Raw genomic sequence first — 12,053 nt, forward strand, 5'->3', positions numbered from 1 at the left:
AATTCAAAACGGTTTGGGGCAGGTCATACCCTGCCCCTCATGTCATTCCGATGACGGTCGGATCAGGCTTCGGCAGGCGTTTCCGCTGCAGGAGCTTCTTCAGCGACAGCTTCTTCGACCGGCGCCTCTTCCATCGCGCCCAGATCAACACCTGCGCTGCCCAGCTGAGCGGTCATACCGTCCAGCGCGGCGCGGGCGGCCAGATCGCAGTACAGCGAGATCGCGCGTGCGGCGTCGTCGTTGCCGGGGATGATGTAATCAACACCATCGGGCGAGCAGTTGGTGTCAACCACAGCCACAACCGGGATACCCAGCTTGTTGGCTTCGGCGATGGCCAGCGCTTCTTTCTTGACGTCGATGACGAAGAGCAGGTCGGGTGTGCCGCCCATCTCGCGGATGCCGCCCAGCGAGGCCTGCAGCTTCTGCTGGTCGCGCTCCATGCCAAGACGCTCTTTCTTGGTCAGGCCTTCGGCGCCGCCTTCCATGGTCTCGTCGATCTGACGCAGACGGTTGATCGACTGGGACACGGTTTTCCAGTTGGTCAGCGTGCCGCCCAGCCAGCGGTGGTTCATGTAATACTGCGCCGACTTCTCGGCGGCTTCGGCGATCGGCTGCGCCGCCTGACGCTTGGTGCCGACGAACAACACGCGGCCGCCCTTGGCGACGGTGTCACGGATGGCCTGCAGGGCCTGGTCCAGCATCGGTACGGTCTGCGTCAGGTCCATGATGTGGATGCCGTTGCGCGAGCCGTAGATGAACGGACCCATGCGCGGGTTCCAGCGCTGGGTCTGGTGGCCAAAGTGAACGCCAGCTTCGAGCAGCTGACGCATGGAGAACTCAGGAAGAGCCATGCTCAAGTATCCTTTCCGGTTTCGATCCTCGACGGGGGTGCAGAGCGGATGCTCCAACCGGGGGTCTGTCAGGGATGTCTCTCCTGAACAGGCCAAAACCCCGCCTGTGGGTTAATGGCGCGCGTATAGTGCAGGGAAATTCACACTGCAAGTTGAAACTTCACTCAAAAGAGGAAACTCAGATCGAAATCTGACGCATCTCGACATGCCCCTGCCGCACGGCGTTTTCGCAATAAGCCGCCAGCGCCTTGCGGTCGGCAAAGTCGCTGACTTTCACCGGCGGATGATAGATCAGTTCCACACGTCCTTGCGGCCAGGCGGCCAGTGTTTTCAGCAGATGCGGGCCGAATTCCATCTCGCCCCACCAGCCATAGAACCGGTCCGGCAGGCCTTTGGGCGCATGAAACACGACCGAGACCGGCTGCACATACATGAACTCGCGCAATTGCTCGGTAAAGAAGGCGGCAAAAAGCGTGGTCTTGAAGGGCAGCACCCGTTGCCCGTCGGTCGAGGTGCCCTCGGGAAAAAACAGCAGCTTGTGCCCCGCCTTCAAACGGCGTTCGAACATCTCGGTCTGCTCGCGCGCCTTGCGGCGATCCCGCTCGATGAACACGGTGCCGGTTGCGCGGGCCAGCCAGCCGATGCCGGGCCATTTCGCCACTTCGGCCTTGGACACGAAATAGATGCGTTTGCGGGCGTTCAGCGCAAAGATATCCAGCCATGAGCTGTGATTGGCCACAACCGCGCCCCGCTCGGTCATCAGCGCGCCGCGCGTGTGGAACCCCATTCCCAGAATGCGGAATGCGTTGCGGCAGACGAATTGCGTGATGTAGGGCGTCACCGGTCGGCGCGTGCCGAATATCGGTCGTTCAAACAACCGCAAGAGCAACAGGATCAGCAGGCCACCAAACACCAGCACCGCTAGAGAGAGCCCGCGCAGGGCCACAAGCCCCCAGCCGATCACTCCGATCCGCAGCGGATCAGGCGCATCATCACCCTGCCACGTGGCGCTCATGGGGTGCGATCCCCGCCATAGATGCGCCGCTGCCGGGCGTTGAGGCGCGTCGTGTCCAGCACCAGACAGATATCGGTGGTGTTGAAGGCATGGTCGATAAACGCTCCCTCGCCCACGAAGCCGCCCAGCCGCAGATAGGCCTTGATCAGCGCCGGCACCTGCACCATCGCGGCGCGCCGGTCCAACTGATCGGGCGCGACCAGATCCATCGACTGAAAATGCGCGGGCTGGGCACGGACCCGCAGCTCGGGCGGTGCCAGATGGTTGTGATGCAGCATCGACAGCGGTTGCGCCAGGGCGCTCATGTCAGTGCCGTGAAAGCTTGCCACGCCGAACAGAACCTCGATGTCGTGATCGGACACATACTCCGACAGCCCGTTCCACAGGTGATACATCGCCGCCCCGCCCCGGTAATCGGCATGCAGGCACGAGCGGCCCAGTTCCAGCAGCTTGCGCCCGCTTTGGCGCAGCACGCTCAGATCGTACTCATCCTCGGAATAAAACTGGCCCACTTTCTTGGCCCGATCATCGCGCAGCAGGCGATAGACACCGACCACCTCACCCGTGCTGTCATCCGAGATCAGCATATGGTCGTAGAACGGATCGAATCGGTCCTGTTCCAGCCCCCGCTCGTGATCGACCATCTCCCCGCCGCCGCCCAGCTCGCGCACGAAAACATCATAACGCAACCGCTGCGCGGCGCGCAGATCGGCGTCACTGTCGGCCAGTCTGACTGTAAAGCTCGGTCCGCTATCCGGCATGGGGCGCAAATCTCAAATAAAGCGTGGGTTTCAGCGCTGATACCGCATCTCAATCAACGATTGCAACCGAGGCCGGATTAACCATTCGTAAACCTATTTCATGGATCAAAGACGGGCATCAGGGCGATGCGCGTGCCGTCGATCACCACTTTCCCTTGATCGGGAAAATTCACGGTTATCTTGCCGCCGATATTGGACTGCACCTGTCCAATGCCCCAATCGGGGTAATCGGGGTGGCGCACGAACATGCCCGGTGCAAGGATAGCGTTCAGATCAGACATGTCGGCCCCTGTCTGGTATGTAAGAAAGCGATTTACCGGAGGTAGCGCATGGGCGAAAGCACCGTCAACCTGGCAACCCTGATCGGGTCGCGTATCTGTCATGATCTGATCAGCCCCATCGGTGCGATCAACAATGGGCTGGAACTGCTTGAAATGACAGGCGCACCCAGCGGCCCCGAGATGGATTTGATCACCGACAGTGTCGGCAGCGCCGGCGCGCGCATTCAGTTCTTTCGCATCGCTTATGGGATCGCCGGGGCGCAGATGCTGGGCGCGACGGAGATCAACGCGGTCCTGAAAGAGGTGAACCGGGGCGCGCGCGTCACCGCAGAATGGCATTGCGAAGATCCCTGTCCGCGCACCGCTGTGCGGCTGGCCTTTCTGGCCTTTCAGTGCTGCGAAACTTCCTTGCCCCAGGGCGGGCAGGTGCGTTTCGATCAAGCCGATGGACGCCGGAGCGTGACCGCAACCGGCCCCGCCCTGTCACTGGACCCCAATATCTGGGAAACGCTGAGCAATCCCTCCGCCGGGGCCGAAATCACGCCTGCGCTGGTTCAGTTCGCAATGCTGCCCGCTGCAGCCGCCGAATTGGGTAGCCGGGTCGAGGTGACCTCGGACGAGACCCAGATCACCATCCGGTTCTGAGAGCTCAGGACCGGACGGTTCCGTCGCCTTCAACCAGATATTTGAAACTGGTCAGCTGCGCCGCGCCCACCGGCCCGCGCGCGTGCATCTTGCCGGTGGCGATCCCGATCTCGGCGCCCATGCCGAACTCGCCACCATCGGCGAACTGGGTCGAGGCGTTGCGCATCAGGATCGCACTGTCGAGCCGTTCAAAGAACCGCGCCGCTGCCGCATCATCCTCGGTTATGATGCAATCGGTGTGGTTTGAGCCATAGGTGCGGATATGTGCGATGGCCTCATCGACGTCGGCCACCGGTTTGGCCGCGATGATCATGTCGAGGAATTCCCTACCCCAATCCTCCTCGGTGGCGGATGAGGTTCCTTCCTGCGCAAGCGCGCCCTCGGCATGCACGTCAACGCCCGCCTGCAACAGCGCGGCGATGGTGTCATGCCCGATGCCATCAATGATATCCTGATGCACCAGCAGGCATTCGGCAGCGCCGCAAATTCCGGTGCGCCGCGTTTTGGCGTTCATCACCACCTCACGCGCCTTTTTCGGGTCGGCATCCTTGTCGATATAGATATGTACGATGCCTTCGAGATGGGCAAAAACCGGCACCCGCGCTTCACGCTGCACGAGGCCGACCAGCCCCTTGCCGCCGCGCGGCACGATCACGTCGACACTGTCGGTCATGGTCAACAATTCCTGTACCGCCGCGCGGTCACGGGTGGGCACAAGCTGGATTGCGTCCTCGGGCAGGTTTGCCGATTTCAGCCCGTCCACCAGACAGGCATGGATCGCACCGGAGGAGTGAAAGCTCTCTGACCCGCCGCGCAGGATCACCGCATTGCCCGATTTCAGGCACAGCGCGCCGGCATCTGCGGTCACGTTGGGGCGGCTTTCATAGATTACCCCGATCACGCCCAAAGGCGTGCGCACCCGGCGGATATGCAGGCCAGAGGGCATGTCCCATTCGGCCAGCACCTCACCAACAGGGTCGGGTTGTTCGGCCACCGTGCGCAATCCGTCGACCATGCCGCAAATGCGGTCCTCGTCCAGCATCAGCCGGTCCATCATCGCCGGGCTCAGACCCTTGTCGCGGCCATGGTCCAGATCCTTGGCATTGGCTGCGATGATCTCGGCCCGGCGGGCCCAGACCGCTTCGGCAGCGCCGATCAGCGCGGCGTGCTTGCGTTCGGCGCTGGCAAAAGCCAGCTCGGCAGAGGCTGCTTTGGCGCGGGCGCCGATATCAGCCATCAGGGCGGGAATGTTGTCGAGGTCTTTCATCACATGCGCCTTTGGTCAGGTCTTTGTTTGTCTTTAGCAGGGATACGCCTCATAGCGCCATATCGTCCCGGTGAATCAACGCCGCCCGACCGGGATAGCCCAGCGTCGCTTCGATCTCGGAGGATTTGCGCCCCTTGATGGCGTCAGCCTCCTGCGCGGTGTAGCGGCTGAGGCCCTGGCCCAGCCGGTGCGCCTTGGGTCCGAGAATGGCGACCGGATCACCCCGCCCGAAATCGCCCACGACTTCGACGATCCCGGCGGGCAACAGGCTCTTGCCGTTGGACAACGCCCTGGCCGCTCCGGCATCCACCAGAATTTCGCCGCGCGGCTTCATCGCCGCGATCCAACGTTTGCGGGCGGCCTGCGGATCAAGCGTGGCGGTGAACCAGGTCCGCGCGGCACCATTTTCAAGCTTTTTCAGCGGGTTATCTGGCGATCCTTCGGTGATCGCCATTGCACAGCCCGCCGCCGTCGCCATCTGCGCCGCCATCAGCTTGGTCTTCATGCCGCCTTTCGACAGACCCGATCCCGCATCGCCCGCCATGCGCTCGATCTCGGGCGTGATGCGTTCGATCACGTCATAGCGTGTGGCAGTGGGGTCCTCGGCAGGGTTGGCGGAATAGAACCCGTCCACATCCGACAGCAGGATCAACTGATCCGCGCCCACGGTAACAGCCACCTGCGCCGCGAGCCGGTCATTGTCGCCATAGCGGATTTCGTCCGTCGCGATCGTGTCGTTTTCATTGACGATCGGCACCACGCCCAACCCCAGCAGGGTCTCCAGCGTCGCGCGCGAGTTCAGGTAGCGGCGGCGGTCGGCGCTGTCCTCCAGCGTGACCAGCACCTGTGCGGTCTTGATCTCGTAAGGCGTCAGCGCCTCTTCATAGGCGCGGGCCAGCCGAATCTGGCCAACAGCGGCCGCGGCCTGCGATTGTTCCAGCGCCAGAGTATCGCCATTCAGACCAAGCACGCCGCGCCCCAGCGCGATGGAGCCGGACGAAACCAGAATGACATCCGCCCCCTGCCCTTTCAGCCAGGCCACGTCCTGCGCCAGCGAATGCAGCCAACCGGCGCGCAGCGCGCCGCTGGCACGATCCACCAGCAGGGCCGAGCCGATCTTGACGACGACCCTTTTCGCCGCGCTCAGGGTTGCCAAGGCTGCGCCTCCTCCACGGGTTTGTGGAGCAGACGGTCGGCATCGATCTGGCTGCGCAGGGCCCGCAACACCTCGGTCACGCCCTCGCGAGCCACGCCGGACATCAGCATCACCGGGCCGCCCGATGCCTCGCGCAAGGCCTGCGCGGCCTCTTCGCGCTGCTCCGCGTCCAGCGCATCGACCTTGTTCAGCACTGTCACGCGGGTTTTGTCAGCCAGATGCCCGCCATAGGCCTCAAGCTCGTGGATGATGGTGTGGTAATCTTCGACCACGGTGTCAGAAGTGCCATCGACCAGATGCAGCAGTACGGCACAGCGTTCCACATGGCCCAGAAACCGGTCGCCGATTCCACGGCCCTCATGCGCCCCCGCGATCAGGCCGGGAATGTCGGCCACGACAAATTCCACATTGTCCACACCGACAACGCCCAGATTGGGATGCAGCGTGGTGAAGGGGTAATCGGCGATCTTGGGCCGCGCGTTGGAAGTGGCCGCCAGAAAGGTGGACTTACCCGCATTAGGCAGGCCCAGCAGGCCCACATCGGCGATCAGCTTCAGCCGCAGCCAGAGCGTGCGCTCAACCCCCTCCTGCCCCGGATTGGCGCGGCGCGGGGCCTGGTTGGTGGCGGATTTGAAATGCAGGTTGCCGAAACCGCCATTGCCGCCGCGCGCAAGCTGCACGCGCTGACCAACCTCGGTCAGATCGGCGATCACCGTCTCTTCATCCTCATCGAGGATCTCGGTGCCGACGGGAACGCGCAGCACGATATCGTCGCCATCCTTGCCGGTGCGCTGCTGGCCCTTGCCGGGCTGGCCGTTCTTGGCGAAGAAATGCTGCTGATAGCGGAAATCGATGAGCGTGTTCAGCCCCTGCACCGCCTCGGCCCAGACCGAGCCACCCTTGCCGCCATCACCGCCATCCGGCCCACCATATTCGATGAACTTTTCGCGGCGGAAGCTGACACAGCCGCCACCGCCACCACCGGACCGGATATAGACCTTTGCGAGATCGAGAAATTTCATATACGTCCCCTAATGCAAAGGCCCCATTGGCCTCAAGTCAGAGTTTTCGGCTATAGGTCCAGGTGGGCACATTTGCATCGCGCGCCACCGAGAAATTTTCCGCATCGCCCAGATATTCAAAGCCGCAGCGGGTCAGCACCCGCGCCGAGGCCGGGTTGTCCTGAAACACGCTGGCAAACATCGTGTCGTTGTCCAGCGGGTTACTCTCGACCAGCGCCTCAACAGCAAGCGAAGCGATGCCGGTGTTCCAGAAGACCGGCGCGACCCAATAGCCGATCTCGGACTGGTTGCGGTCCATCCGCTCCAGCGAGATCAGCCCCATCAGCTCAGGGCCGCCATCCTTGGTGCCGTCAATCGCCCAGACATCCTCGTCCCGGTCCTCGGACATGGAGCGGGTCACGAAGGATTCAACCAAACCCGGCGGAATCGGGTGCGGCACCGACTGGGTCATGAAGGCGACCCGCTTGTCGCTGGCGTAATGCTCGATCAGCCCCATATCCGAGCGCCGCAACCGGCGCAGGACAAAGCGCTCGGTTTCAATGACCGGCTGATTGATGATGGTATCAAATTTCATATGTGCGCCCCTCCTCCGAACAGCACAAACAGGACGGATGCGACGGTGAGCACCGCCAATGTCCACATCAGATATTTCTCCGCCGGGCGTCCTGCAACGCTATGCGCGATCCGGTCCCCGGCGAAGGTCCAGATCGGGTGCAGGATCACCTGGCAACTCAACAAACAAAGAGCGATTGTGAGCGTAGACCAGAATGGTGACGATCCTGGGGCGACAAAGCCGGTAAACCCGGCCACGATCATGGCCCAGGCCTTGGGGTTAAGCGGATGGACGATCAGACCGGGCAGAAATCCCGGCGCGGCCTGCTCCGCCTGTCCTGGTGCCAAGCGCAGGTTCGCGACCTTCCACGCCAACCAGCAGATATAGGCGGCCGAGGCGTATTTCAACGTCGCGAACACAATGGGTGCCTGATCCGCCAGCTGCATCAGGCCAAAGCCAACCGGCCAGATGATCAGCTGTTTACCCGCGATCACGCCCGCGACGAAAGGCAAGGCCGCCCGGAACCCATAGCGCGCACCGGTGCCCAGCAGCACCATGTTGGCCGGTCCCGGCGTGCCGACCTGGCTGGCGGCAAAGATCAGGAAAGAGCCCGCCGCGACGCTCATTGCAGGGCCTCCCAATCGTCGCGGCTCAGCATCATGTCCTGGACCGTCACATCCGTACCGGTGGAAACCACAGTGATCCTGCGCTGGTCGGTCGGGCGAAAGCCAAGCTTGGTCAGAACCGCGCCGGAACGGTCGTTGCCCAGGTGATAAGCCGAGGGCAGATCATTGCCGCCCGCGTTAAAATGCCAATCGACCATGGCGCGGGCGGCCTCGCTGGCATGGCCCTGCCCCCAGAACGGGCGCCCGATCCAGTACCCCAGATGCCGATCGGTCAAGATGCAGCCGATCAACTCATAATCCTTTGTCATTGCAAAACAGGTGGGCGTCGCGCAGGCGAAGTTCTCCAGAAACGCGACCGCGTGATCATGCGTATAGGGATGTGGCATCTCGCTTAGCCAGCGTGCCACCTCCAGATCATTAGCCAACGCGACCACGTCACCTGCATCGCCACGCCGGAAGCGGCGCAGGACAAGGCGTTCGGTTTTGATCACGTCGGTCATGGGACCGCTCCTGAAAACGAGAAAGGGACCGGCATTTCTGCCGATCCCCTGATTTTGTTAAACCTTTTTGGGTTCCGGCTTACTCGGCGGCCTCCGCTACTGGCAGGACCGAAATAAAGGTGCGGCCCTTGAGGCCCTTGTGGAAGGTCACGGCGCCGTCAACGGTTGCAAAGATCGTGTGATCCTTGCCCATGCCCACGCCTTCGCCCGGCCAGAACTTGGTACCGCGCTGACGCACGATGATGTTGCCCGGGATAGCCGCCTGGCCACCATAGAGTTTCACGCCAAGGCGACGACCCGCAGAGTCGCGACCGTTACGGGAGGAACCGCCAGCTTTTTTATGTGCCATTCTCTCTCTCCTTAGCCTTTGGCCAGTTCTTTGGCCTGCTCAACCCATTCGGGTTTCACTTTGACGCTGTCGATAGCAGCAATCTGCTCGTCCGACAAGGCGGCCAGCGCGGCAAAGCTCTCGATACCGGCCTCGGCCAGCTTCTTGGCGGCGGCAGGGCCAACGCCGGTCAGCTTGGTCAGATCATCCGCTGCAGCGGCTGCGGCAGGCGCTTCGGCTTGTGCCTCAGCCTTCTTGGCCGGTTTTGCGGCGGGCGCAGCAGCGCCTGCAGGTGCGGAACCGGTTGCAGCCTTGATGCCCGACTTGTCTGCGCCAGCGGCCAGAATGTCGGTGATCTTGACCAGCGTCAGCTTTTGACGGTGACCTTTGGTGCGCTGCGAGCTGTGCTTGCGGCGGCGCTTGACGAAGTGGATGAGCTTTTCACCCTTGATCTGGTCGATGACCTCGGCCTGAACGGCAGCACCGTCCACAAAAGGCGCACCAACAACCGGTGCGTCACCGCCCAGCATCAGAACTTCGTTGAATTGAACTGTTTCGCCGGCATCAGCAGCAAGTTTTTCGACGCGCAGGATGTCGCCCGCCTGAACCTTGTATTGCTTGCCGCCGGTCTTGAGAACCGCGAACATGCGAGTTTCCTTTTCTTTACCGCGTTCTGTGGTCCCCGGTGCGGGCGTTTGCGACCCCCCGTTTCAGGCAGGGCCACCTTCGAACAGCGCGCCCTTTATTCGGGCGGATTTGCGGTCCCAAAGGGACCAATGATAACGAAACCCGGCGCGGAATACCGGGCCGGGATGGGCGCTTATTGATGGATCAGGCTCAGATGTCAATCCTTTTTCAGTGATCTCTGGCCCTTTTCAGAGATCGCTGGATTGCATCGCGAATCCTACCGCCTCGCCCAGCTCGAACGAGATCCGGTCATAGATGCGGTCAAAGCCCACGAACAGCGCTTGGTTGAGCGCCTGCCCCGTCTCGGAGGCGGAAAAAGCGATATTCTCGCGCATCTGTGCATCAGAGAGCGGCTGATAGGCCAGCACCAGGAAGCCATGCAGCCAGTCCCGCGTCTCGCTTTCCATTTCTTCGCGCTGGGAAAACAGTTCTGCCAGCAAGGCGCGGTCATCGGAGTGCGTTTCCTGAACCGAGCCCATGCCCTTAAAGAAGCTGAAATCGGAGCTCAACGTGCCCTCGACATTGCGCACGACCAGTTCGTTGACCTCGATATATTCTTCGATCAGGTGAAACCGGTCACCCTCACGGTCCATCAATTTTGCGCTTTCCTGCGCCATCTCTTCGACCGCAGGGTCGCTCAGTGCTCGCCGGGCAGAGTTTTCCAGCGAGATGATGGTCTGTCCCAGATCACTGCTGAAAAACACCGCCGCCTCGGAAATCTGTTCCGGGTTCAGCTCTTCGCGGATGGTGTCGCGCATGGTCTGCACCATCTGCTCCGGCGCATAGATGTCATCGACCTTTTTGAAGAAATAGCTGCCTGCATCGCCATCCAGCATGTCGGTGTTCAGTGTCGCGGCATAGCGATGACCTTCATCGACAAGGATTGTGACGACCTCGTCCAGCCGCATGGCACCCATCAACTCGTCCAGCGATTCCTCCGCCTCTGCCGGAACCGCCAGCAGCATGGCGGAGGCCAGGATTGCCGCCACCCGGCGCATCACAATTCCTGCGAAGGGCGCAGATCGGCCATACGCGCAGCCAGCACTTCGAACCGATTGGCCATGATCTCGTACTGCACAGCATTGAGCAACTCGTACACTTCCTGCATCAGCGGCTGTTCCAGCGCCTCGGTATAGGCCAGCACATCCTCGTCCGAGAACTCCTGATAGGTATAGGCGGCCCCCGCCAGGGCCGAGCGTTGCAGGGCCAGCCGCAGTTCGGTTTCGTTGTTTTTCAGCATTTCGCGCAGATCGCCAGGATCAAGGCGCAGATCGACCACTCCTGCCGCGCTGGCCGCCAACAGAAACCGGTACTGGATTTCCTGCAGCGCCCGCAGCGAGGTGCCGGTGGAGTCGATGGCCATGTTCATCCGCTTGAGCGTTTCGACCCGGTGCGATCCGTCCGCGACCCATTGCGCCACCAGCGCCTCGCCCGCGTCGCGCTTGGCACCGTCATCCTCGATCATATGCGAGGCGTTTTCAGCCTCGACCAGACGCTGGCCCAGATTGCTGGCGTAAAACTCGACCGCATGGGTCAGCGCCTCGTCGCTCAGGGTCTGTTCCAGGATGTCGAGCGCGATGCTGCGCATCACCTCGGTATCAAAAACCTCGTTGGTCAGGCGTGTCCACTCGGACCCAAACTCGCCGGGATCGAACCCCAGCATCTCAGGGGCCGAGGAGGAGGACAGCGCGATACTGTCCAAAGCCACGTCAAATCCGGTGGTTGCAAGAAATGCCTCGACCCGCGTCCGATCCGCAGCTTGCGCTGCGGGTGTCGTCCAGAGGATCAGGGCTGCGATCAGGGCCATAAAGACCGGCGGTGTAAAAACTCGTCTCAGCATGCCCCCAAGCCTAATCCATTTCCGTAGACGGGCAATCAATTTCGGGTGATAACTTCGCGAGTGTGTTTTTCGAAAATTTCTGCTTGCACCCTGTGTCGTTCCTGACTACATCCCCGCTTCACAGACCCCCGCGGAGAGGTGCCGGAGTGGTCGAACGGGGCGGTCTCGAAAACCGTTGTGGGTGCAAGCCCACCCAGGGTTCGAATCCCTGTCTCTCCGCCACTAACCATCAGAAATAAATGATATTTCCAGGTCTACCGCTCCCTCGAGGGACGCCGATAAGACGCTTTGCGCAGCCGAAACATGTCATACTAAGACAACATTTCGGGTTTCAATTGCACCAACTATGCCATCTCTTGGGTTCAAATCTTGTCGTGAGAGCATCAGTTTCTGAGCTGAGGCTGTCTCCGGCTGATATCTTTCTGGCCATGCTCTCTGCGTAGCACAAGCCGCAGCCAGACCTGCCGCGCTGCAACGCAGTAACAGAATTTGTGGCCAACCATGAGCAGATAGCGGAAACC

The 12,053-nt window shown here is 61.6% G+C and carries 15 protein-coding genes and 1 tRNA gene; 2 read left to right on the top strand and 14 right to left on the bottom strand.

Annotated features, from left to right (window positions below):
• Positions 1-62: 62 nt before the first annotated feature.
• The 4 genes from rpsB to Q5Y75_RS03080 all read right to left on the bottom strand — a co-directional run bounded on the left by rpsB (position 63) and on the right by Q5Y75_RS03080 (position 2,908).
• A complete protein-coding gene (rpsB, locus tag Q5Y75_RS03065; RefSeq protein ID WP_306194216.1) occupies positions 63-851 on the bottom strand; it encodes a 30S ribosomal protein S2 in 789 nt (262 codons plus the stop codon).
• A gap of 178 nt (positions 852-1,029) precedes the next feature.
• Positions 1,030-1,866 (bottom strand): lyso-ornithine lipid O-acyltransferase, encoded by an 837-nt coding sequence (gene olsA, locus Q5Y75_RS03070; RefSeq protein ID WP_306194218.1) that lies wholly within the window; start codon positions 1,864-1,866, stop codon positions 1,030-1,032.
• A complete protein-coding gene (olsB, locus tag Q5Y75_RS03075; RefSeq protein WP_306194221.1) occupies positions 1,863-2,627 on the bottom strand; it encodes an L-ornithine N(alpha)-acyltransferase in 765 nt (254 codons plus the stop codon). The genes olsA and olsB overlap by 4 nt, the downstream gene beginning before the upstream one ends.
• 98 nt (positions 2,628-2,725) lie before the next feature.
• Positions 2,726-2,908, bottom strand: coding sequence for a DUF3553 domain-containing protein (locus tag Q5Y75_RS03080; RefSeq protein ID WP_306194223.1), 183 nt, complete (start codon positions 2,906-2,908; stop codon positions 2,726-2,728).
• A 48-nt stretch (positions 2,909-2,956) separates the two neighbouring features.
• Here Q5Y75_RS03080 and Q5Y75_RS03085 point away from each other — a divergent pair, with 48 nt between their 5' ends.
• Positions 2,957-3,553, top strand: a complete 597-nt coding sequence (locus Q5Y75_RS03085; RefSeq protein WP_306194225.1) for a histidine phosphotransferase family protein — start codon at positions 2,957-2,959, stop codon at positions 3,551-3,553.
• A gap of 4 nt (positions 3,554-3,557) precedes the next feature.
• Here the strand turns inward: Q5Y75_RS03085 and Q5Y75_RS03090 are convergent, their stop codons facing one another.
• From Q5Y75_RS03090 to Q5Y75_RS03135, 10 genes are all read right to left on the bottom strand, one after another.
• Positions 3,558-4,820, bottom strand: coding sequence for a glutamate-5-semialdehyde dehydrogenase (locus Q5Y75_RS03090; RefSeq protein ID WP_306194227.1), 1,263 nt, complete (start codon positions 4,818-4,820; stop codon positions 3,558-3,560).
• A gap of 49 nt (positions 4,821-4,869) precedes the next feature.
• Complete coding sequence (gene proB / locus Q5Y75_RS03095; RefSeq protein WP_306194229.1) at positions 4,870-5,976, bottom strand: glutamate 5-kinase; 1,107 nt, start codon at positions 5,974-5,976, stop codon at positions 4,870-4,872.
• Positions 5,964-6,998 carry a GTPase ObgE gene (obgE, locus tag Q5Y75_RS03100; protein ID WP_306194231.1) on the bottom strand — a complete coding sequence of 345 codons (1,035 nt, stop codon included), beginning with the start codon at positions 6,996-6,998 and terminating at the stop codon, positions 5,964-5,966. The genes proB and obgE overlap by 13 nt, the downstream gene beginning before the upstream one ends.
• A gap of 37 nt (positions 6,999-7,035) precedes the next feature.
• A complete protein-coding gene (locus Q5Y75_RS03105; protein ID WP_306194234.1) occupies positions 7,036-7,572 on the bottom strand; it encodes a GNAT family N-acetyltransferase in 537 nt (178 codons plus the stop codon).
• Entirely contained in the window at positions 7,569-8,177 is a 609-nt protein-coding gene (locus Q5Y75_RS03110; protein WP_306194236.1) for a LysE family translocator, read from the bottom strand. The genes Q5Y75_RS03105 and Q5Y75_RS03110 overlap by 4 nt, the downstream gene beginning before the upstream one ends.
• Complete coding sequence (locus Q5Y75_RS03115; protein ID WP_306194239.1) at positions 8,174-8,677, bottom strand: GNAT family N-acetyltransferase; 504 nt, start codon at positions 8,675-8,677, stop codon at positions 8,174-8,176. The genes Q5Y75_RS03110 and Q5Y75_RS03115 overlap by 4 nt, the downstream gene beginning before the upstream one ends.
• A 79-nt stretch (positions 8,678-8,756) precedes the next feature.
• Positions 8,757-9,026 carry a 50S ribosomal protein L27 gene (gene rpmA, locus Q5Y75_RS03120; protein WP_136442474.1) on the bottom strand — a complete coding sequence of 90 codons (270 nt, stop codon included), beginning with the start codon at positions 9,024-9,026 and terminating at the stop codon, positions 8,757-8,759.
• Between the two features lie 11 nt (positions 9,027-9,037).
• On the bottom strand, positions 9,038-9,652 hold the full coding sequence (locus Q5Y75_RS03125; protein ID WP_306194242.1) for a 50S ribosomal protein L21: 615 nt from the start codon (positions 9,650-9,652) through the stop codon (positions 9,038-9,040).
• A gap of 228 nt (positions 9,653-9,880) precedes the next feature.
• Complete coding sequence (locus Q5Y75_RS03130) at positions 9,881-10,690, bottom strand: DUF2059 domain-containing protein (RefSeq protein ID WP_306194244.1); 810 nt, start codon at positions 10,688-10,690, stop codon at positions 9,881-9,883.
• On the bottom strand, positions 10,690-11,532 hold the full coding sequence (locus tag Q5Y75_RS03135) for a DUF2059 domain-containing protein (protein ID WP_306194247.1): 843 nt from the start codon (positions 11,530-11,532) through the stop codon (positions 10,690-10,692). Before Q5Y75_RS03135 ends, Q5Y75_RS03130 begins: the two co-directional genes overlap by 1 nt.
• Positions 11,533-11,664: 132 nt before the next feature.
• Here Q5Y75_RS03135 and Q5Y75_RS03140 point away from each other — a divergent pair.
• Positions 11,665-11,754, top strand: a tRNA-Ser gene (locus tag Q5Y75_RS03140).
• Positions 11,755-12,053: the final 299 nt, after the last annotated feature.

It is taken from the genome of Ruegeria discodermiae (assembly GCF_030758345.1).
Taxonomy (GTDB): domain Bacteria; phylum Pseudomonadota; class Alphaproteobacteria; order Rhodobacterales; family Rhodobacteraceae; genus Ruegeria_C.

Bases quoted from the DNA above. Each gene is read 5' to 3' on its own strand.
- rpsB (WP_306194216.1), bottom strand. From the start codon at position 851: ATGGCTCTTCCTGAGTTCTCCATGCGTCAGCTGCTCGAAGCTGGCGTT.
- olsA (WP_306194218.1), bottom strand. From the start codon at position 1,866: ATGAGCGCCACGTGGCAGGGTGATGATGCGCCTGATCCGCTGCGGATC.
- olsB (WP_306194221.1), bottom strand. From the start codon at position 2,627: ATGCCGGATAGCGGACCGAGCTTTACAGTCAGACTGGCCGACAGTGAC.
- Q5Y75_RS03080 (WP_306194223.1), bottom strand. From the start codon at position 2,908: ATGTCTGATCTGAACGCTATCCTTGCACCGGGCATGTTCGTGCGCCAC.
- Q5Y75_RS03085 (WP_306194225.1), top strand. From the start codon at position 2,957: ATGGGCGAAAGCACCGTCAACCTGGCAACCCTGATCGGGTCGCGTATC.
- Q5Y75_RS03090 (WP_306194227.1), bottom strand. From the start codon at position 4,820: ATGAAAGACCTCGACAACATTCCCGCCCTGATGGCTGATATCGGCGCC.
- obgE (WP_306194231.1), bottom strand. From the start codon at position 6,998: ATGAAATTTCTCGATCTCGCAAAGGTCTATATCCGGTCCGGTGGTGGC.
- Q5Y75_RS03105 (WP_306194234.1), bottom strand. From the start codon at position 7,572: ATGAAATTTGATACCATCATCAATCAGCCGGTCATTGAAACCGAGCGC.
- Q5Y75_RS03110 (WP_306194236.1), bottom strand. From the start codon at position 8,177: ATGAGCGTCGCGGCGGGCTCTTTCCTGATCTTTGCCGCCAGCCAGGTC.
- Q5Y75_RS03115 (WP_306194239.1), bottom strand. From the start codon at position 8,677: ATGACCGACGTGATCAAAACCGAACGCCTTGTCCTGCGCCGCTTCCGG.
- rpmA (WP_136442474.1), bottom strand. From the start codon at position 9,026: ATGGCACATAAAAAAGCTGGCGGTTCCTCCCGTAACGGTCGCGACTCT.
- Q5Y75_RS03125 (WP_306194242.1), bottom strand. From the start codon at position 9,652: ATGTTCGCGGTTCTCAAGACCGGCGGCAAGCAATACAAGGTTCAGGCG.
- Q5Y75_RS03130 (WP_306194244.1), bottom strand. From the start codon at position 10,690: ATGCGCCGGGTGGCGGCAATCCTGGCCTCCGCCATGCTGCTGGCGGTT.
- Q5Y75_RS03135 (WP_306194247.1), bottom strand. From the start codon at position 11,532: ATGCTGAGACGAGTTTTTACACCGCCGGTCTTTATGGCCCTGATCGCA.